An 18,271-nucleotide genomic window follows, 5' to 3' on the forward strand; every position below is an offset into this window, starting at 1 on the left:
CTACAAAATATGTATGAGGATAAAGTGAAACTTCATTTCAGTGGGGTTCCTTTCCTACCCCACTAACAAAAAGAACAAAGATTTTTTTATTCATTACGCATTCCTGTTTTTAATGCTGCACTATAGATATTATAATCATTATCGGAAAAGAGAGTGATGATAACTTTTCCAAATGAATTATTTTGCAAATGTGTCTTGATTGTATCGATGGCAATACGAGCTGCTAAATCAACCGGAAAGCGATAAACACCTGTTGATATCGACGGAAATGCAATACTTGAAACCCCCTTATTTTGTGCAAGCGACAAGGAATTCCTATAACAATTGGCTAGCAATTCTTCCTTTGTATCATCTCCCCCACTCCAAACAGGTCCAACTGTATGAATGATCCAGTCGGCCGGTAACTTAAACCCTTTTGTAATAACCGCCTTCCCTGTCTCCAGCTTTTTGCCGTTTAGTTCATTTTTCCGAACCGATTTACAAGCCTCAAGCAGTTCATGCCCAGCCGCTCTATGGATGGCACCATCCACACCACCTCCACCCATGAGCGTTCCATTAGCTGCATTTACTATAGCCCCTACCTTCAGAAGTGTAATATCACCTTTCATTAACTCAAGTGTGTTCCCATTAACTTCCACTCGCATATGCGACTCCTCCTTACATTCACCGTCATAAACATTGAATAAATTGACCAGTATTAAATATATATCCGTAATATTCATAGAAAAAACACAATTATAGCTTAATTCGAGACTTGTTTTTGCATAGATTGGCTTATTTAAAACACTATATATCTTCATAACTCTGTTTAATAATCTTGACCAAGACTTGATAGCGAAAATCCGAATCGCATTTATACTATATAAAAATTTTTACCAAATCAAAATCGGCATCCCTTATATTCAAAATAAGGAATGCCTACTTTTTTTAATTAATATTTTTTAAAAACAAGTGAAGCGTTATGACCGCCAAAACCAAATGAATTGCTCATCGCCACTTGTACGACCTGTTTCCTTGCTTCATTCGGCACATAGTCCAAATCACATTCTGGGTCAGGTGTTTCATAATTCGTTGTTGCTGGAATAATACTATCGTCTATGGCCTTTGCAGAGATAATCGCCTCAACTCCACCTGCAGCCCCAAGTAAATGACCAGTCATGGACTTTGTTGATGAGACAGCGAGCTTTGTTGCATGGTCTTGGAATACGGTTTTAATTGCTGCTGTTTCATATCGATCATTCATATCTGTGCTCGTTCCGTGCGCGTTAATATAATTAACTTCTTCCGGTGCTAGTTGCGCATCAGCCAATGCTTGTTTCATTGCCCGTGCCGCTCCTTCTCCACCTTCAGCCGGTGCGGAAATATGATATGCATCTCCTGTTGAACCATATCCGACAATTTCGGCATAAATGTGGGCCCCGCGTTCTAGTGCAGTGTCCAATGTTTCAAGTATTAATATACCGGCACCCTCACCCATAACAAAGCCATCCCGGTTTTTATCAAACGGCCTGCTTGCTGTTGATGGATCATCATTTTGAGAAAGTGCACGCATTGCGGAAAACCCGGCAAATGCCATATTTGTAATTGGCGATTCCGTTCCGCCGGTAATAATATAGTCAACATCGCCGCGCTGTACCGCTTTATAGGCATCTCCAATTGAATTGGTTCCAGATGCGCAAGCTGTGACTGTACAAGAATTAATCCCTTTGGCCCCAAGCTGAATTGAAACTTGCCCTGCTGCCATGTCAGGAATTAACATCGGTACGAAAAATGGACTTACTCGTTTCGAGCCTTTTTCAATAAATTTTCGAAGCTGTTCCTCATATACTTGCATGCCGCCAATTCCGCAACCTATCCACACACCGACACGTTCGGCAATACTTTCATCAATTGCCAATTTTGCATCCTCCGTCGCCATCTTTGCAGCGGCAACAGCATATTGCGTGAATAAATCCATCTTACGCACATCTTTCTTATCCATATATAACGTTGGATCAAAACCTTTCACTTCTGCAGCTACGTGAACAGGAAATGCATCTCTGTCTACTTTTGTTATAAAATCAATCCCGGAGTTTCCGGCTTTAATATTATTCCATAATGTAGTTGCATCATTTCCGACCGGGGTTACGGCACCTAGTCCCGTGACAACTACTCTTCTATTGGCCATCATTATGCCTCCCTTTAAAATCCATTCTCAAATTAGAGGTTGTTCAAATAGTTCGATAAAAAATCAATTAGATCAAGAGGACCTGTTCTGCCTTTAATTTTCACGCATGTCGGCGTTACAACAAGTTTTTTTGGTGGGGCGAGCATTTACGCGCAGCCCCAAGGCGTCGTGTTTGTAGCCGACGCTTCTTTCCTCTTATTGAGCATGCACTGTCTTACAATGTATTTATCTCAAGAATAATTTTATCATATGATACAGATTAAGTTGATTATTTACCCCAACGAATAGCAGCTGCTCCCCAGGTCAAACCACCGCCAAAACCAACCAATACAATCAGGTCATTGTCTTTTATTTTACCTTGTTTCACAGATTCGGAAAGGGCAATCGGTATGGAAGCGGAAGAGTTGTTCCCGTATTTTCTGATCGTTTCTGCCATCTTGTCCTCTGCAATTCCTAGTCGTTCCCGTGCAGCCTCCATAATCCGGATATTCGCTTGGTGTGGAATTAAATAATCAACATCTTCTTTATTCAAACCTATCTTCTCAACAACTTTAACCGATGATTCAGGCATCTGCCGAACAGCAAATTTAAATACTTCTCTGCCATTCATTACGAGATGATTCTTTTTATCCTGAAACAAATCGCTTCCGCGAGAACCATTTGAACCAAGCTCAGAAGAAAGTATGCCTTTACCTTCTGAAACTTCACCTACGACCGCAGCCCCGGCGCCGTCCCCGAGTAATACACATGTATTTCTATCCGACCAATCCGTAATTTTTGATAATTTATCTACACCAACTACCAACACATGTTTATATGTTTTTGCTTCGATAAATTGTTGCGCTGTAACTAATCCATAAACAAAACCGGTACATGCTGCACTCACATCCATTGCCGCTGCATGTTCAGCCCCTAAGCGGTCTTGCAACATACAGGATACGGAAGGAAATGGTGTATCCGGTGTTACGGTTGCGACTAATATTAAATCAATGTCTTTTGCATCTATATTCGCATCCTTCAAAGCGTTTTCAGCAGCGTAAAAAGCCATGTCCGATGAATCTTCATCTTCTTTTGCAATCCTTCTTTCTTCTATCCCGGTTCTAGAAGCAATCCATTCGTCTGTTGTATCTACTATTTTTTCCAAATCTTTATTTGTCACTACATGTTCCGGAGCGTAATGTCCCACTCCTAAAATACCTGCACCCATGTATCCATCCCCTTAATTGTTCAACTTGTTACTATCATATATTATGACTTGGTACTAATTTTAATGTAATCTTCTATTTGTTGCAAGCAAAAATCGCTGCACAAATGTTTTAATGATTATTGCTCATTAGGTAAAAGCCCTGTTTTTTCATAAATTTGAACCGCATTATTTATTCTATCAATAAAACGTTCAGGTACATCTTCACTAAATTCTCCTAATGATATAGCATCTTCTTGAAAATCAAATGTTAGCTTGTCCCCTTTCAGTTCACCGGATTGAAACATGTCGGCTGCAAGTAAATAAAGATGATCTACATGCTGGACAGTGCTTGTCAATACAGTTTTTTTGGCGATTGCTGATTGGTCGGATACATACCCAATCGCGTATAGGCCTGTACCACTTGCCCGCTCAATAATTTCAGTGCTGAATACATTTCCCGCCGGATAAAATACATCGACATTTTTTTTCACCATTGTTTCATACATTTTGATGGCAGTAGTTTGATCATTCCAGTCATTGACAAAGTTCAAATAAACATTGGCGTTGCTGTTTTCATATTTAACACCCTCAAAAAAACCTTCAATTTCCGGTTGCCATTCATAGGCAGCAATAACTCCTACCGTATTTGTCGTTGTCATTTTTCCTGCCATCATGCCGGCAAAAAAACCCATCGCATGCGAATCGAAATTCAAGCTTGTTACGTTTTTTTTCGTGTAATCGCCATTAAAATAGATAAATTGTACATCCGGATAATACGATGCGATTGTTACAAAATATTTACCATATATATCACTATGGCCAAAAATGAGATTAACGCCATTTGTTACTAATTCATCAACAACTCTAATAACATCCTGTTCTGTCTGAACTTCATCACGAAAATATATATCTGCATCATATTGGTTACCGATTTGTACCAAACCTTTATACCCTTTTCGATCCCATGCACTGTCTTGTGCGGTGCCTTCTACCAACATGCCTACTTTATGTATATCGCTATCTTGTTCATTGATTGTACAGCTTGTACTAAATAACACCATTATGCAGCATAAAGTTGCTAAAATAGGCTTATGCACTGTGACACCTCGATTCAATCCCCATATAGGATGTTATAATAATCAATATAGCGTTCATAATGCTCTAATAATTGATGTTTATCATCTATTCGTATATTGTCATAAAGATAAATGTTATTTTCAAGTATGCTAGAAGATTCTGGGCTTTGTGCTGATTTAATCGTCAACCTATTCGGTAATCGATCAGTATGCATTAATTGTATCAAACTTCTGACGAATTTTCGGATATAAATAGCCTCTTGTAAAAAGCAATCCGATATAAAGGGAACGAATTCATTTTTATAATAGAAACCCTTTTCATTCATCGGCATCCACTCACCAAACAACAGTGGTTGTTCAATAATAACTTTACTTTCCGATTCATTCACTGTTGTATGATCTCGACAAATTTCAAAGCGCCGTTTATACGATACTTTATCATAGGGCGATCCAATCGTAAATACAGCATCATACGTTTTATCTGGTGGAACATCTTTTAGTAGCGTAAAATTGCTATTTCTGCCCAAAAATAATAAAAAGTGATCTGTTTCATTGCTGTTATGAGCATTTATTCCATCCACCCGGTACCCTTCTTCCAATAATTGATCAATAAGATGAAAACCAATCCAATGAAAACAATTTTCAACTAAAATATGCATAATCTATGCTCCTATCCTTTTCATTTACTAAATTAGAATGGCCTAAATAAACATTTCGGACACAAATAAGCGAAAATATCCCTTTAAATTTGTACGTTGATTTGGTATCCTATATTAGGATATACTTACAGTTATACGACTTATGAAAATTGAAATAAAAAGACGAGGTGTTTTACATGCGATATATTATGACAATAATTTGGTCTGCACTCATTAGTGGAGTTGTTTCTTATGTACTAAGTAGCATGACTGGCGAACCATTTAATTTAGCAGACTCACTCATTTTAGCTGCCATTATGGCAATAGCTATTTTCCTATTAGGTGACGGTTTATTAAAAAAGCAAGAAGACTAAATCATTGCGGCGTAAATTACTTCAAACTATGAACACAACCCTTGCCAGTACGGTTATTATTGGCAAGGGTTTCCATTTTTTGAAGATCTTTTTCAAGGTTTTACTAGTACCACGGCAAGACACTTAAAGCGGTTAGCGCGGCAAGAGGTAAAATCAATCTCCTAAACCTTCTTCTTGGTCGGTAGCCATACCCGGGGGAACCGTACCCTCCCCCATAACCGGGATAGCCATATGATGGATAACCGTAACCCGGATATCCGTAACCACTGTAACCAAATTGTCGTTCGTGTGATTGTGGGGAATGTTCGTCAGGCTCTTGCTCATACCCGGAAAGTGGAACTGCCATGTATACATACTCATCATCCAAACCGGTTATAATTCCGTCTACATTACTGCCATCCGCTGTTTGTGCCAATACATAAGCATGCATATGATTTTTACACATTTCATACATATGATGATGGTGATGATCATTATTTTTTTTCATTTTTTAACAACCTCCTCACCACCTAGGTTATTCAACCAGATATGAGTTGGTGACTTGTATAGATAAAACCGCAAGCAGATTTACTTGTTAGGTTATCAGAAGATTATTTTCGAAAGATTGTTATTATATAATGAGGGGCGATGTTCTTGGATATGATTTCCGAGCTGTTTTTATTACTAAAATATACATTTCTAGGTTTTGTTCAAGGATTTACAGAACCAATCCCGATTTCTTCAAGTGGACATCTTGTAATATTACGAGAATTATTCAATATTAATATTCACGGGCTCTCATTTGAAATCCTAGTCAATTTTGGTTCACTAATCGCGGTTTTGCTCGTGTACCGAAAAGATATTATACGCCTTGTGTTAAATGGATGGCGTTATGTAATACAAAAAGATGTACAAGCAAAAGCGGATTTTCATTTTATTGTTTTTTTAGTCATCGCTACGATCCCGACAGGTGTGATTGGAATATTATTGGAAGATTATATTAGCAACCGACTGAGCGCTGCGATATTTGTCGGCTTTACCTTACTTATCACAGGTGCAGCGTTATGGATCATTCGAAACTTACGCGGACGTAAATCAGATGGCGATTTGAATGTAAAAGACGCACTTATTGTCGGGCTTGCACAATCAGTTGCACTCATTCCGGGCATCAGCCGTTCAGGTGCTACTATTGTTGCTTCCATGCTCGTTGGAATGAGGCAAGATACAGCACTTCGCTTTTCATTTTTGCTTTACATACCTGTCAGCCTAGGCGTAACCATTTTATCTGTTGAAGACATTATTAAAGACCCTAATTTTAGTACATTGGCCATCCCTTACTTACTAGCATTTATAGCAACAATCTTCGCGACTTTTTATTCGTTAAAATGGTTTATGCATGTTATGAAAACAGGTAACTTAAAATATTTTTCTTACTATTGTTTTATTGTTGGAATCCTCGTTATTTTATTTATCTAATAAAAAGTCAAAAAGCTGTGACGTTGCTAATACTATTCTAAATACAAACAATCCATATAAGTAGTAGTCATTGACCTGCTACATTTATTCAAACATAAAATCTGGACGAGGATTCTATAAAAACTTGAATCAGTCCAGATTTCTATTAACTAAAATACTTTTGCCCGAATTTTTCATAATTATCAATGATTTAGCCGCTGCGGATCATGAGAAACATATATATACATCCTAAGCCTATGCGCGTTTTTGTTCTCGCCAAGCCTTTGGGATATAAACACAGTACGGTTCGCTCTCCATGTAGTCCCCTGTCACATTATAGGCGCGAGATCTTGAACCACCGCATACATGCCGGAACTCACAGACACCGCACTTCCCTTTATATTTATCCGGATTACGCAAGTTTTGGAACACTTCAGAATGCCGGTAAATATCTGCTAGCGGCGTCATTCTTACATTTCCGGCTTTTATAGGCAATAGTCCACTAGGGAACACATCACCAGTGTGTGAAATAAAGACAAAGCCATTGCCGTCATTAACACCTCGGGGCGCTCGTCCAAGTCCATCAATTTGATTGATTAATCCGCTCGTAAGGGCATCCTCATATAAAATATGATCCTTATCGCTTTTACTTACTTTTTCCCGCATTTTGTTTTGGATTACAACACGACGATAATGTTGAGCAGCTGTCGTTTTAATATCGAATGATACCCGTTTGGAAAGCTTGTACAGCCAACGAAGCACTTTTTCATGTTCAACAGGTGAAATCATGTCTGATTCTTTTCCTCTGCCGGTTGGTACAAGAAAAAATACACTCCATAATACACAATTTAAGTTTTCGACCATTTCAGCCATTTCGTCCAAGTATTTATAGTTATACCGAGAAATAACAGTATTGATTTGCAAAGGCATATCTAGTTCATGTAAATATTTTATTGCATTCATTGTTAAATCAAACGAACCTGTCGTGCCTCGGAAATAATCATGGATTTCCGCATTATGACCGTCAATACTGAACGCCCACCTGGACAAACCTACATCTTTAGCTTTTTTCATTTTTTCTTTTGTAACATTCGGCGTGGCCGATGGAGTCATTGAAACGCGTACTCCTTTTTGAACTGCATATGCAGCAATATCGAATACGTCAGGCCTTTCCAGTGGATCCCCACCGGTAAAAACGAGCATTGGATTATTCATATCGTATATATCATCAATTAGTTTTTTTCCTTCTTCAAACGTCAATTCTAATGGATGACGGTGATATTGGGCTTCTGCCCGGCAATGGAGACATTTCAGCTGACATGCACGTGTTAATTCCCATATTACGATAAACGGATTTTCATTATAATCGGTTGGAAACATGAAATTTCCTCCTTATTGTCATGTAATGCAATCTGTTTCCATCGTACGCCTTTATATTGATATAAGGTGTGATTTACATAACTAAATGACCATAATTCATGAAATTGCCACAATTCCACTGCCGCCTACGGAAATCGAAGTATTCTGCCGGAGCGGTTGTATAATAGCTTTAGTAAAAAAATTACGTCGCAGTTTAAGGAAAGTCAACAGCAAAGATTACAGGAACGGGTTAGATTATATGCCAAAAAGAAAAATCCAAACGAATCCAACTTCTCATGAAAGAATGTTGAATCACCATTCGGACTCCTCTAAAACACTTCCATTATATTTTGAGTAATGCACAATATTATAACTTGCCGATCGCGACACGCCAGCGTTCAGGTCCTTCCTCCAAATATTCCCAAGAAAATATTCCTACGCGTTCCACCGTAAATTGATAATAAAGCGGCTTTGGATTATGATCATTTGTAAGTTCTAAAAATTCACCGGAACTTAAGCCATCAAACGTTTCTAATATCTTAGGATGTCTGTATTTTGACTCAATATCGGGTGCATTGATTTTTTCTTTAAACTGTCTTGTGCTCATGTAAAGCCCTCCTTTAATAATTAAAATCGAACTATATTAAGTATAATTAGCTTTTTATAAAAAAACTGTGAGATAGAACACGATCAGCCTATGATTAATCTCATTGGTAATGCGAATAGAAAGCAAATTATATACGTAAATTTCTATAAAATGTGTTACCATCAACATAGAGAGAGGAAGTGAATTTGCATGAAAGATCAGTCCATTCAAAACTTTCTACAGCAGTTTCCCATTTTTAAAAATTTAACGGATTATGAAATGCAACCAATACTTGATATAGCAAAATCGCGGACATATCATATAGGATCCCATATATTCATGCAGGGAAATCCATTAACGAATGTGTATTTTATTCATCGGGGGAAAATAAAGATTTATAAAACTGATTTCCACGGAAAAGAGCAAATCGTCAACGTTTTACAGGATGGGGATATGTTTCCACATCAAGGTTTTTTCAAACAAGGCAGTTATCCAGCACATGCACAAGTAATCGAGAAAGATGCAATGCTAATACATATTCCAATACCATCTTTTGAAAACTTTCTCATAACCCATCCGGAAATATGTATTAAACTTTTTCGCGTGCTTAGTGAAATTATAAGTGATTTGCAAAAACGACTAGAAGAACAAATTTTGCACAATGTTTATGAACAGATTGTACTTTTGTTAATAAGACTTGGTAAAAAACACGGAGAACCCATCAGTGAACAGGAAACACGGATTATGACACAATTCACTAATAGAGAACTTGCCAACATGATCGGTTCAAGCAGAGAAACAGTAAGCAGAACACTAACACAGCTCAAAAAACAGCAGTTAATTAAGACGGATATTAACGGGTATATCATTATTTCACATGAAGATTTAGAGGATGAAGTACTTTAATACGTAGAGGAAAAATGCATGCTAAGTAGAATACCAACTTTTGTATAAAAAATGCTAAATATCTTTGGAACAATTGGCGCACCTAGCTTCCAAAGAGCGTACATCCATTCCGATTAATGGGTTACATGAATGTCGCAAGTTTTGAAGTGGGGGCGAACACCTGCGAAACGGTGCGCCAACAATTTTATTATTGCTGCCAAACTGTTAGCCCCCGCTGACAGGCGGTATGAAAGCAACGACATCTCCACTTGAAAGCACTGTTTCTTCATTACTGTATTCTTCATTGACAGCAATCATCGCGTGATCTAAATTTTCAAAAGAATAATTTGCCAAATGGTTGCTGATAAGTTCTTTTATTGTCAGTCCGTTTGCTTCAACTGTAATCTTTTCGCTGCCTGCTTCTTCCCTCAATTCGGCAAAAAACAATACGTCAACCATTGTTTATTCCCCCCTCTATTGGAATGTTATGCTCATAAGATTTTTTTTCTTTCTGATCTCCTATCCACGATGTTCCATCTTCCCAATGTTCTTTTTTCCAAATCGGAACAATTTCCTTAATCCGGTCTATAGCATATCGACTTGCTGCAAAGGCATCTGTCCGATGTGGAGTGGATACAGCAATGACTACAGCGATTTCCGAAATGTCGAGACGGCCGGTGCGGTGTGCAATTGCGACCTCGGCATCTCCCCAATGTTCTTTGATTTCTTCACCGATTTGTGCCAGCTTTTTTTCTGCCATGTCAACATATGCCTGGTACTCCAAATATAACGTCCGCTTTCCTTTAGTAAATTCACGGGCAATACCTGTAAACGTAGAAATTGCGCCTGCTTCTGGTCGTATTACTTTATCAACACAAGCTTGAATTTGTAATGGTTTGTCTGTAATCCAAAATTTTTTGTCCATCTTCCACAACCTTTATTTATTAAATATTAATTGTTCCATGAATGGCAAATGAGAATGCAGCATATTTAAATTGATATTCGGAAGATCCATAGGCTTCAACAGCTGATCATCCCATGAGGCAACGGCAACAATTCCGTGCAACTCTTCTAATAATTCGGTGTCTTCTTGTTGCCTTAATAAAACAATTTTTGGATAAGCTGCTTGTTTATACCCTTCGATTAAAATGACATCAAGCGAGAAAGAAGAATACAGACGAACCAGCTCATCTACAGTCATCGATTTACTTTGATTAAATATTAATTGCAATGTCGTTTCTCCCTGAACCCCACCAAGCTTTGCCCCCGCCTGTGAATGATAGTAGCTATCTGTTGATTGCACTATTTCAGGTTCGCCGCCATGGCCATGATGTTTTATTGTGCCAACTTGCATTTGTTTATTTGATAAATATCGTATTAATTCCATCATGACCGTTGTTTTTCCAGATCCTTTATACCCAACAATTTGAAAAATAGGTGTGTTGTGTTTTTGCTGCATTATACACCCTCGCCTGTTTGAATATGTTATTTTCAGCTGCTTATTGATATTTGTCTACTCATTTGAATAGAAAGTTGATTTACAGGTGGGAATAATAAGTATACGTCGTTAAAATGAACAGCGTACAAAGAAAAGCGCAAGCGCCCTGCCTAGAAACGTAGCGACTGCGCTAGACGGGAGCTGGTGGTTCGATGTCGCCACGCAAAGTGGCGGTTTTATTCGAACATTCCAAATCATCCTAGATAAAGGAATCATGCCCCTGCAAAAGGGGATACGTGAGTTGGCGCGGGAGGCCGTGTTTAGTCGGCCCTCTTTTGTCTTACCGAATTGATGATGACTTTCACCCAAGCTTTTGTGTCTAAGCGTCTGAATAGGTTCGGTTAAAACCGCGATGTTCTATCGCAACACCGAACTACCCACATCCCTGTGGGCATTATCGTAAGGCGCTGCAGGAAGTCGCCTAGTTTCTGGGTTGACAGGCTTAGAACGTCACGTCCTGGGACCGCGCATAAATGCTCGCCCCACCGAAAAGATTTGCACTAGAACATCCTGAGACTGTAGCTACGCTTTCGTCCCACCGTAAACATTTGTACGTCGAAGCTAGACAGCTATGCGCAATTTTTATACTTTCTTACTGTACAAAAAAGGTCGATTCATTATTATGAACCAACCTAAATTTAACGCTTTTAGTCGGGGATACCAAGAGCAATTTTTGCATAACGCGACATTTTATCCTTGCCCCAAGGTGGATCCCAAACAATATTAACATCTATTTCCTTAATTTCCGGAATATCTGAAAGTACACGACGTACATCTTGTTCAATATGTCCTGCTAATGGGCAACCCATTGATGTGAGTGTCATTGTAACAGTGCACAGTCCGTCTTGATCAACATCTGCATCATAAACTAAGCCCATATTTACAATATCAATACCAAGCTCAGGGTCAATGACATTTTCAAGTGCACCCATTATATTTTCTTTTAGAGCTTCATCCATAGCACTTACCTCCCCTAAAGTTCTTACTTATATTAAAACATATTTTACATGTTTTTAAAATAATTTCAGACTTACAAATGCTTTTCGAACCATTTAACTGTTTCTAAAATTGCCATCCTGCTTATTTTATGATCTCGATTTTTTTCGCTAATAAAATGAATCGCCTCTTTGTTTTTATACGTTTGGACCGCTTCATCAAAAAAATCCTGTGCCTGTTCAAAAGGAATAACCTGATCTTTTTCACCGTGCCAGAGCATGAGCGGACGATCATTTAATTTCGATAATTGTTTTGATAAGTCATAGGCTGACAATTCTTCATACAATTGATCAAGTTCTGTGACGGATATAGGTAGTTTATCTTTATACTCATCAACTAACTGCTCGGCATAATATGTAATTTTAGGAGTACCCATAAGAATAACAGCTGTTTTAATCCAAGTATATTGTGTTAAGGCACCCGAGGTTGTAATCCCCCCCATACTCGTACCTGCCAACCCAAACCGGTTAGCAGATATAAGGTTTCTTTGATCGAGTACTTTCTTTATATCCCCAACTTCCTTTATATTTTGTAAAACGATATCCCAAAAGGATAATTCGAGCGCTGAAGAGGACAAATTTGAATATCTTTCCCCATGATACATACTGTCAGGTAAGATGACACGAAATCCTTTCTGGGCCAATAAATACGCGATTGGCAAATTATGCTCTTTTGCACTTGTGTAACCGTGACAATAAAGAATCGTAGGCAACGCTTGATCTTCTTTTTTTTGCTTAACAACGATCAAGCACGGAATATCATTTATTTTTTCAGCATTTACTCCTATCATTATGTATAAACTCCTCACATTTGAACTTATATCATTAATGATATTACTTTTCACTACTTTTGCAAACAGAAAAGAAAACTCCCTTTACTTCTTCTACAATCACTAATACACTATGTTTATATGAGGTGAATGTAATGGAAAATAAAAAACATTTAATCGCACTGGATTTAGATGGAACTCTTCTGACAACCAATAAGGAAATCAGTCCTCGCACGAGACAAACCATTGTTAAAGCAATAGAAATGGGCCACATCGTTGTTATAGCTACTGGTAGATCGAATCGCACGAGTATTGAATATTATCATCAGCTTGGTTTATCCACCCCTATGGTTAACTTTAATGGTGCACTTGTTCTCCACCCGAAGGATAAAAAATGGAAGGTACATCATAATCCATTGGAAAACCGTACAGTGATGGAAATAGTTGATGTATGTTATGAGCTCCAAACGGAAAATATATTGGCAGAAGCACAGGACAGTGTTTACTTGGATAAATTCGATCAACAAATTGTTGATGTTTTCCAGGCAAGCTTGAATACACAAGCTCCCTTTACAATAGGAAAAATTAAAGAAAAATTACGTGATCACCCTACGTCCCTTCTTATCCGCCCCAATATGAATAACAGTCATGAATTATTTAATTACTTAAGCGAGAATCACGCCGAAATAATTGAACACCGTCAATGGGGCCCGCCTATGAATATGATTGAAGTCGTAAAAAAAGGCATTAATAAAGCAGAAGGTCTTAAAAAAGTGGCACAATATTATAATATCCCACAAGAACGAATAATTGCATTTGGTGATGAAAATAATGACCTGGAAATGATTGACTATGCTGGTGTCGGTGTAGCGATGGGAAATGCGATAGACGATTTAAAAACAATCGCAAAACATGTAACGGTCACAAATGAGGAACATGGCGTCAGTCTATTTTTGGAAAACTATTTAAAAATAAAAGCAATTTTAGTATAATAAGTTAAAATCTTGCAATTCGAATCCGTTATTTTTTTAAAAAAGACAACATCCTTTTTAGCGAGAGAAGTGTCATACCAAAGATTCCATTCTTTTTGTTGGAAAACAATACGCTATAAAATATATTGATAAGATGCACTTGAAAAATTGCCGTCAATTTCCTTCTATAATCCATGTAAATATGAACCATACTAGAGGTGAACGCTTATACAGTGTTCACTTTCTTTATTCCTTTCCACGTTTAAATACAAGGAGGAATTAAAAATGGGGAAACAAAGCAAGTCAAGGCGACTCAGCCAAAACATTACGGACTCCGCTAAAAAACACGAAGAAAAATTTCCTTATCGGGAGCGTTTTTCCGAAGCGGAACGTAAACGAGAAGAAGTAAAAAACAGCACAATAGGAGGGTTTTAGTTGGAAAAAAGTCTATTTCAACAAGCACGTGACGCCATGATGAATATGACAAACATGGGAAACGATGCCGACGAAAATGAAAAACAGGCAGCGAACGAAGCATTACAATCCGCATATAACGAAGCTACTCCGGAAGAAAAGCAACAATTACAGCAGCTTGAGCAGCAATTAAAACAAAAAAATCAACTTAAGTAAAATTTGTTAAAGCTGTTTAAATCATTTGTACAGCCTTGCACGAACACGTTAATTGCCAATTCATTTTTTATAAATGAAAAGGGGTTTCTCATACAGTGCAAGCATAAAGCCATCCTTTTATTAGGATGGCTTATTATATCTCATGTAAAACCTCTTCCAATATGGTAATATGTATGTAGACAGTTTTAATGAGGAGGGAATGCGTAATGGGAATAAGAGCTGAAAACACACCAAATCCAAACGCCATTAAATTTACAACGGATAAAATGATCTTTGAAGGAACTACCAGCATTTCCGTCATGCCTGGTGACACAAGTGAACATACAATCTTAAATGAATTGATGGAACTTGAAGGTGTCGATAATGTATTTGGTTATCAAAACTTTATAACCGTCAATAAACAATTTGATGCAGAATGGGATGGCCTTACAGATCAGGTAATTGAAATAATGCGAAAGCATGGTTGTTAATATTCCATTTTATTAAACATATCGCCGGAGTTAAAGAACACTTTTTGAATACAAGTGCGTATCGGATGCTTGTGCCTTGCATGCAAAGGCGAAGCATACTTCCGGATCGGAGTTTATACTGGTGGTAGTAGTTGTGCAGATAAATTAAATAGCTTTTCATAAAGAAAAGCGCAAGCGCCCTGCCTAGAAACGTAGCGACTGGACTGAAGCAACTAAGATAAAGGAATCATGCCCCTGCAAAAGGGGTATGCCAACGTTGCCCGCAAAGGGCGTATTTAGTTGGCCCTCCTTTACCTGTGCGAATCGATGATGACTTTCACCCAAGGGCATAAGGGCGACTAAGCCTCTGGCTAAAGCCATCGGCAAGTCTTCTTTATCGCAAGGCGCTGCAGGAAGTCGCCTAGTTTCTGGGCGCTTAAGCTAGACAGCTATGCACAAAATTATATACATTCTTATCTTTTTAAAAAAACAGGTTGGAATGCCCAACCTGTTTTTATTATTCATATATCAACCATTCATTCTAACCCGACATCCGCCCACCAGTTGGTCACCCCAGTACATTTCCAATTGATCCCCATGTGTAACTTTTCCAACGCCTGCTGGAGTACCAGTGTAAATAATATCTCCTTCACTCAAACCAAAATGCTTTTTCGTGTACGATATAATTTCGATTAAATCAAAAATCATTTCTTTTACATTACCGGTCTGAACAACTTGATTATTTTTAAGTAAGGTAAAATCAATATCACTTAATTTCTCTATACTTTCAAATGGAAGAAATTCTCCGATGAGAGCAGAATTAGGGAATCCTTTGGCTAATAACCACGGTTTTCCACCTTGCTTTAAATTACTTTGTACATCACGCAAGGTGAAGTCAATCCCCAACGAAAAACAATCAATGATATCTTCAAGTCGAAAGTCAGTTTCAATCTTATTTCCTATGTGAATAACGAGCTCGACTTCATAATGAACTTCTCCCATATCTCCAGGCAAGGCAATATCTTGCCCTTTAGCCTTTACAAGTGCATGCGTTGGCTTCGTAAACATTAGTGGTTCAGATGGAACTTTGTTGCCTAATTCAACTGCATGCAAATGGAAATTTCTACCGACACAATAAATATTTTTTATCGTCGCCATGTTATCAGGTCTCCTTTGATTAATTCATAAATGATGTTAATCTCGTCGGAAAAAGCCGAATATACCGGTCGTCTGCACGACATTGGTAAATGCTTCAGGATCTGTTTCATTAATTATTTGTTCTAAATCATATAACTCATATCGGGTAATAACTAAAAACATCATATTCTTATCCATTTTCGAATAAGCGCCTTTTGCTTGTACAATAGTAATTCCGCGCACCATTTTTTTATGAATCGCTTCTTGCAATTCAGCTGCTTTTTTCGTTACAATCATCGCAGTAACCTTCTCGTGACGAGTATGAATCGCATCAATAACCCGGGTCGTTATATATAAAGTTAACATCGTATATAACGCATTTTCAGGCTCATATAAAATACCCGCAAAAGCAATTATAACACCATTCAAGATAAGAAAATAAACCCCGATCGGTTTATCCTGCATTCGGGATAAAATCATGGCAATAATGTCCATTCCCCCGGTCGATGCCCCCCATTTCAATGTGAACCCGACACCAGCTCCGGAAATTACACCACCAGCTACTGCGTTTAAAATAATGTCATCTGAAACGCTTATAACAGGTAGAATCCCCAAAAAAGTAGTAGTTACAACTACAGAGATCACACTATATATAGTAAATCCTTTACCGACTTTAAACCAACCAAGTAATGCGACAGGTATATTGAGTAACAGTAACAAAGTCCCTGTTCCAAGGCCAATACCCAAAAAGTCTTTAAAAACACTAGAAATAAGCTGTGCAAAACCGGTAAATCCACCAGCATACACATTCGCTTGAATCAAGAAAAAGTTAAGTGCAATGGCATTTAAAATAGCTCCTAAAACAACAATAACAATTCGTTTCGTTTCCATTAAAAACATCGTTGGTCACCCCTTTTGATCCGTTTAGACTTTCAATCTTTGACTAACCAGTCGTATAGCATTAAACTTAAATTATACAAATATTCAATATAAAATTTCAAATTGAAGGTGAATAGGATGAATGTAACAATTTTAACTGATTCTGCTAGTGATTTAACCGAGACCTATTATAAAGCGTTTGACATTAAAATGATAGCCTTAACCGTTCATTTGCATGGAAAAGATTTTAAAGATGGAATTGAAATCTCACCCAAAAACGTCTATGAAGCTATGCGGGAAGGAAGTAATACAAAAACTTCTCAAGTCACTCCAGAAGCTTTCAGGTCCATGTTTATCCATTATGCGAAAGCGAATGAGCCATTGGTCTATTTAGCATTTTCATCAGAATTATCCGGTACATATCAAACAGCCAAAATGATTGAACAGGAAATTAAAGAAGATTATCCGAATGCACCAATACATATTCTGGACACAAAATGCGCTTCGATCGGGTATGGACTAGTTGTGGTCCGGGCTGCAAAACTGGCCCGAGACGGAGCTTCAGTCAATGAAATCCTTGATATGGCAACTTATCATGCAGAGCACATGGAGCATATTTTTACAGTTGATGACCTGGAGTATTTATACCGAGGAGGAAGAGTCAGCAAGACAGCAGCTTTTGTCGGATCACTGTTGAAAATCAAACCTTTACTCCATGTAGACGATGGAAAGTTAATTCCTTTGGAGAAAATCAGAGGATCAAAGAGAGTATTAAATCGAATGATTGAAGTGATGGAATCTCGCGGTACTGATTTTGAAAATCAAGTAATCGGAATTAGCCATGGAGATGATCTGGAACGTGCAGAACAATTAGCTACGATCATTGAGGAGAAATTTTCACCAAAAGAAATTATTATAGAAATGGTTGGGTCTGTTATAGGAGCCCATTCCGGACCGGGCACCTTGGCGCTGTTCTTTTTAAATAAGCCTTATAAATAAGTTGTTTAGAAATGTTATCTGTACTTTTGTATTAGTGAAAAAATATACAGTAAAGAAAAGCGCAAGCGCCCTGCCTAGAAACGTAGCGACTGCGCCAGACGGGAGCTGGTGGTTCGATGTCGCCACGCAAAGTGGCGGTTTTAATCGAACATTCCCATATACCCTAAGATAAAGGAATCATGCCCCTGCAAAAGGGGTATGCCAACGTTGGCGCGGGAGGCCGTATTTAGTTGGCCCT

General features: G+C 38.1%; 23 protein-coding genes. 8 read left to right on the top strand and 15 right to left on the bottom strand.

The window, feature by feature from the left end; genetic code table 11:
- Positions 1-86 precede the first annotated feature (86 nt).
- The 5 genes from ACLIBG_RS02785 to ACLIBG_RS02805 form a co-directional block, all read right to left on the bottom strand.
- A complete protein-coding gene (locus tag ACLIBG_RS02785) occupies positions 87-644 on the bottom strand; it encodes an O-acetyl-ADP-ribose deacetylase (protein ID WP_439311188.1) in 558 nt (185 codons plus the stop codon).
- Positions 645-931: 287 nt separating this feature from the next.
- Complete coding sequence (gene fabF / locus ACLIBG_RS02790) at positions 932-2,167, bottom strand: beta-ketoacyl-ACP synthase II (RefSeq protein ID WP_439311189.1); 1,236 nt, start codon at positions 2,165-2,167, stop codon at positions 932-934.
- Between the two features lie 268 nt (positions 2,168-2,435).
- The gene (locus ACLIBG_RS02795) at positions 2,436-3,374 is read right to left on the bottom strand and encodes a beta-ketoacyl-ACP synthase III (protein ID WP_439311190.1); all 939 of its coding nucleotides are present in this window, start codon (positions 3,372-3,374) and stop codon (positions 2,436-2,438) included.
- A gap of 116 nt (positions 3,375-3,490) precedes the next feature.
- Positions 3,491-4,450, bottom strand: coding sequence for a BMP family ABC transporter substrate-binding protein (locus ACLIBG_RS02800; protein WP_439311191.1), 960 nt, complete (start codon positions 4,448-4,450; stop codon positions 3,491-3,493).
- 14 nt (positions 4,451-4,464) lie between these two features.
- Positions 4,465-5,088 (bottom strand): hypothetical protein, encoded by a 624-nt coding sequence (locus ACLIBG_RS02805; RefSeq protein WP_439311192.1) that lies wholly within the window; start codon positions 5,086-5,088, stop codon positions 4,465-4,467.
- A 176-nt stretch (positions 5,089-5,264) separates the two neighbouring features.
- On the opposite strand from ACLIBG_RS02805, the gene ACLIBG_RS02810 reads away from it, so the two are divergent.
- Positions 5,265-5,441, top strand: a complete 177-nt coding sequence (locus tag ACLIBG_RS02810) for a DUF2929 family protein (RefSeq protein WP_439311193.1) — start codon at positions 5,265-5,267, stop codon at positions 5,439-5,441.
- A gap of 103 nt (positions 5,442-5,544) precedes the next feature.
- Here ACLIBG_RS02810 and ACLIBG_RS02815 read toward each other — a convergent pair whose 3' ends face one another.
- Positions 5,545-5,928 carry a hypothetical protein gene (locus tag ACLIBG_RS02815; protein WP_439311194.1) on the bottom strand — a complete coding sequence of 128 codons (384 nt, stop codon included), beginning with the start codon at positions 5,926-5,928 and terminating at the stop codon, positions 5,545-5,547.
- Positions 5,929-6,083: 155 nt separating this feature from the next.
- On the opposite strand from ACLIBG_RS02815, the gene ACLIBG_RS02820 reads away from it, so the two are divergent.
- A complete protein-coding gene (locus ACLIBG_RS02820; protein ID WP_439311239.1) occupies positions 6,084-6,896 on the top strand; it encodes an undecaprenyl-diphosphate phosphatase in 813 nt (270 codons plus the stop codon).
- 234 nt (positions 6,897-7,130) lie between these two features.
- Here ACLIBG_RS02820 and ACLIBG_RS02825 read toward each other — a convergent pair whose 3' ends face one another.
- Entirely contained in the window at positions 7,131-8,255 is a 1,125-nt protein-coding gene (locus ACLIBG_RS02825; RefSeq protein WP_439311195.1) for a TIGR04053 family radical SAM/SPASM domain-containing protein, read from the bottom strand.
- A 346-nt stretch (positions 8,256-8,601) separates the two neighbouring features.
- Positions 8,602-8,841: a DUF2249 domain-containing protein gene (locus ACLIBG_RS02830; RefSeq protein WP_439311196.1), complete on the bottom strand. Its 240-nt coding sequence runs from the start codon at positions 8,839-8,841 to the stop codon at positions 8,602-8,604.
- 189 nt (positions 8,842-9,030) lie between these two features.
- Here ACLIBG_RS02830 and ACLIBG_RS02835 point away from each other — a divergent pair, with 189 nt between their 5' ends.
- Positions 9,031-9,726, top strand: a complete 696-nt coding sequence (locus tag ACLIBG_RS02835) for a Crp/Fnr family transcriptional regulator (protein WP_439311197.1) — start codon at positions 9,031-9,033, stop codon at positions 9,724-9,726.
- A 204-nt stretch (positions 9,727-9,930) separates the two neighbouring features.
- Here the strand turns inward: ACLIBG_RS02835 and moaD are convergent, their stop codons facing one another.
- The 5 genes from moaD to yjfP form a co-directional block, all read right to left on the bottom strand.
- Positions 9,931-10,164 (bottom strand): molybdopterin converting factor subunit 1, encoded by a 234-nt coding sequence (moaD, locus tag ACLIBG_RS02840; protein WP_439311198.1) that lies wholly within the window; start codon positions 10,162-10,164, stop codon positions 9,931-9,933.
- The gene (locus ACLIBG_RS02845; protein ID WP_439311199.1) at positions 10,157-10,630 is read right to left on the bottom strand and encodes a molybdenum cofactor biosynthesis protein MoaE; all 474 of its coding nucleotides are present in this window, start codon (positions 10,628-10,630) and stop codon (positions 10,157-10,159) included. Before ACLIBG_RS02845 ends, moaD begins: the two co-directional genes overlap by 8 nt.
- Before the next feature lie 12 nt (positions 10,631-10,642).
- The gene (mobB, locus tag ACLIBG_RS02850) at positions 10,643-11,164 is read right to left on the bottom strand and encodes a molybdopterin-guanine dinucleotide biosynthesis protein B (RefSeq protein ID WP_439311200.1); all 522 of its coding nucleotides are present in this window, start codon (positions 11,162-11,164) and stop codon (positions 10,643-10,645) included.
- Between the two features lie 686 nt (positions 11,165-11,850).
- Positions 11,851-12,162, bottom strand: a complete 312-nt coding sequence (locus tag ACLIBG_RS02855; protein WP_439311201.1) for a metal-sulfur cluster assembly factor — start codon at positions 12,160-12,162, stop codon at positions 11,851-11,853.
- Positions 12,163-12,233: 71 nt separating this feature from the next.
- Positions 12,234-12,989 carry an esterase gene (yjfP, locus tag ACLIBG_RS02860; RefSeq protein ID WP_439311202.1) on the bottom strand — a complete coding sequence of 252 codons (756 nt, stop codon included), beginning with the start codon at positions 12,987-12,989 and terminating at the stop codon, positions 12,234-12,236.
- 134 nt (positions 12,990-13,123) lie between these two features.
- On the opposite strand from yjfP, the gene ACLIBG_RS02865 reads away from it, so the two are divergent.
- From ACLIBG_RS02865 to ACLIBG_RS02880, 4 genes are all read left to right on the top strand, one after another.
- Positions 13,124-13,960: a Cof-type HAD-IIB family hydrolase gene (locus ACLIBG_RS02865; RefSeq protein ID WP_439311203.1), complete on the top strand. Its 837-nt coding sequence runs from the start codon at positions 13,124-13,126 to the stop codon at positions 13,958-13,960.
- Positions 13,961-14,224: 264 nt separating this feature from the next.
- Positions 14,225-14,374 carry a hypothetical protein gene (locus ACLIBG_RS02870; RefSeq protein ID WP_439311204.1) on the top strand — a complete coding sequence of 50 codons (150 nt, stop codon included), beginning with the start codon at positions 14,225-14,227 and terminating at the stop codon, positions 14,372-14,374.
- Positions 14,375-14,569 carry a DUF3813 family protein gene (locus tag ACLIBG_RS02875; protein ID WP_439311205.1) on the top strand — a complete coding sequence of 65 codons (195 nt, stop codon included), beginning with the start codon at positions 14,375-14,377 and terminating at the stop codon, positions 14,567-14,569.
- A gap of 206 nt (positions 14,570-14,775) precedes the next feature.
- On the top strand, positions 14,776-15,039 hold the full coding sequence (locus ACLIBG_RS02880) for a NifU N-terminal domain-containing protein (RefSeq protein WP_439311206.1): 264 nt from the start codon (positions 14,776-14,778) through the stop codon (positions 15,037-15,039).
- Positions 15,040-15,546: 507 nt separating this feature from the next.
- Here ACLIBG_RS02880 and ACLIBG_RS02885 read toward each other — a convergent pair.
- Positions 15,547-16,176, bottom strand: coding sequence for a fumarylacetoacetate hydrolase family protein (locus ACLIBG_RS02885; protein ID WP_439311207.1), 630 nt, complete (start codon positions 16,174-16,176; stop codon positions 15,547-15,549).
- A gap of 36 nt (positions 16,177-16,212) precedes the next feature.
- Positions 16,213-17,055: a YitT family protein gene (locus ACLIBG_RS02890; protein ID WP_439311208.1), complete on the bottom strand. Its 843-nt coding sequence runs from the start codon at positions 17,053-17,055 to the stop codon at positions 16,213-16,215.
- 117 nt (positions 17,056-17,172) lie between these two features.
- Here ACLIBG_RS02890 and ACLIBG_RS02895 point away from each other — a divergent pair, with 117 nt between their 5' ends.
- The gene (locus tag ACLIBG_RS02895; RefSeq protein WP_439311209.1) at positions 17,173-18,033 is read left to right on the top strand and encodes a DegV family protein; all 861 of its coding nucleotides are present in this window, start codon (positions 17,173-17,175) and stop codon (positions 18,031-18,033) included.
- Positions 18,034-18,271 lie beyond the last annotated feature (238 nt).

The organism is Virgibacillus sp. W0181 (assembly GCF_051846915.1).
GTDB lineage: Bacteria > Bacillota > Bacilli > Bacillales > Amphibacillaceae > JBPYCR01.

Bases quoted from the DNA above. Each gene is read 5' to 3' on its own strand.
- ACLIBG_RS02785 (WP_439311188.1), bottom strand. From the start codon at position 644: ATGCGAGTGGAAGTTAATGGGAACACACTTGAGTTAATGAAAGGTGAT.
- fabF (WP_439311189.1), bottom strand. From the start codon at position 2,167: ATGGCCAATAGAAGAGTAGTTGTCACGGGACTAGGTGCCGTAACCCCG.
- ACLIBG_RS02795 (WP_439311190.1), bottom strand. From the start codon at position 3,374: ATGGGTGCAGGTATTTTAGGAGTGGGACATTACGCTCCGGAACATGTA.
- ACLIBG_RS02805 (WP_439311192.1), bottom strand. From the start codon at position 5,088: ATGCATATTTTAGTTGAAAATTGTTTTCATTGGATTGGTTTTCATCTT.
- ACLIBG_RS02810 (WP_439311193.1), top strand. From the start codon at position 5,265: ATGCGATATATTATGACAATAATTTGGTCTGCACTCATTAGTGGAGTT.
- ACLIBG_RS02815 (WP_439311194.1), bottom strand. From the start codon at position 5,928: ATGAAAAAAAATAATGATCATCACCATCATCATATGTATGAAATGTGT.
- ACLIBG_RS02825 (WP_439311195.1), bottom strand. From the start codon at position 8,255: ATGTTTCCAACCGATTATAATGAAAATCCGTTTATCGTAATATGGGAA.
- ACLIBG_RS02830 (WP_439311196.1), bottom strand. From the start codon at position 8,841: ATGAGCACAAGACAGTTTAAAGAAAAAATCAATGCACCCGATATTGAG.
- ACLIBG_RS02835 (WP_439311197.1), top strand. From the start codon at position 9,031: ATGAAAGATCAGTCCATTCAAAACTTTCTACAGCAGTTTCCCATTTTT.
- moaD (WP_439311198.1), bottom strand. From the start codon at position 10,164: ATGGTTGACGTATTGTTTTTTGCCGAATTGAGGGAAGAAGCAGGCAGC.
- ACLIBG_RS02845 (WP_439311199.1), bottom strand. From the start codon at position 10,630: ATGGACAAAAAATTTTGGATTACAGACAAACCATTACAAATTCAAGCT.
- mobB (WP_439311200.1), bottom strand. From the start codon at position 11,164: ATGCAGCAAAAACACAACACACCTATTTTTCAAATTGTTGGGTATAAA.
- ACLIBG_RS02855 (WP_439311201.1), bottom strand. From the start codon at position 12,162: ATGGATGAAGCTCTAAAAGAAAATATAATGGGTGCACTTGAAAATGTC.
- yjfP (WP_439311202.1), bottom strand. From the start codon at position 12,989: ATGATAGGAGTAAATGCTGAAAAAATAAATGATATTCCGTGCTTGATC.
- ACLIBG_RS02865 (WP_439311203.1), top strand. From the start codon at position 13,124: ATGGAAAATAAAAAACATTTAATCGCACTGGATTTAGATGGAACTCTT.
- ACLIBG_RS02870 (WP_439311204.1), top strand. From the start codon at position 14,225: ATGGGGAAACAAAGCAAGTCAAGGCGACTCAGCCAAAACATTACGGAC.
- ACLIBG_RS02880 (WP_439311206.1), top strand. From the start codon at position 14,776: ATGGGAATAAGAGCTGAAAACACACCAAATCCAAACGCCATTAAATTT.
- ACLIBG_RS02885 (WP_439311207.1), bottom strand. From the start codon at position 16,176: ATGGCGACGATAAAAAATATTTATTGTGTCGGTAGAAATTTCCATTTG.
- ACLIBG_RS02890 (WP_439311208.1), bottom strand. From the start codon at position 17,055: ATGTTTTTAATGGAAACGAAACGAATTGTTATTGTTGTTTTAGGAGCT.
- ACLIBG_RS02895 (WP_439311209.1), top strand. From the start codon at position 17,173: ATGAATGTAACAATTTTAACTGATTCTGCTAGTGATTTAACCGAGACC.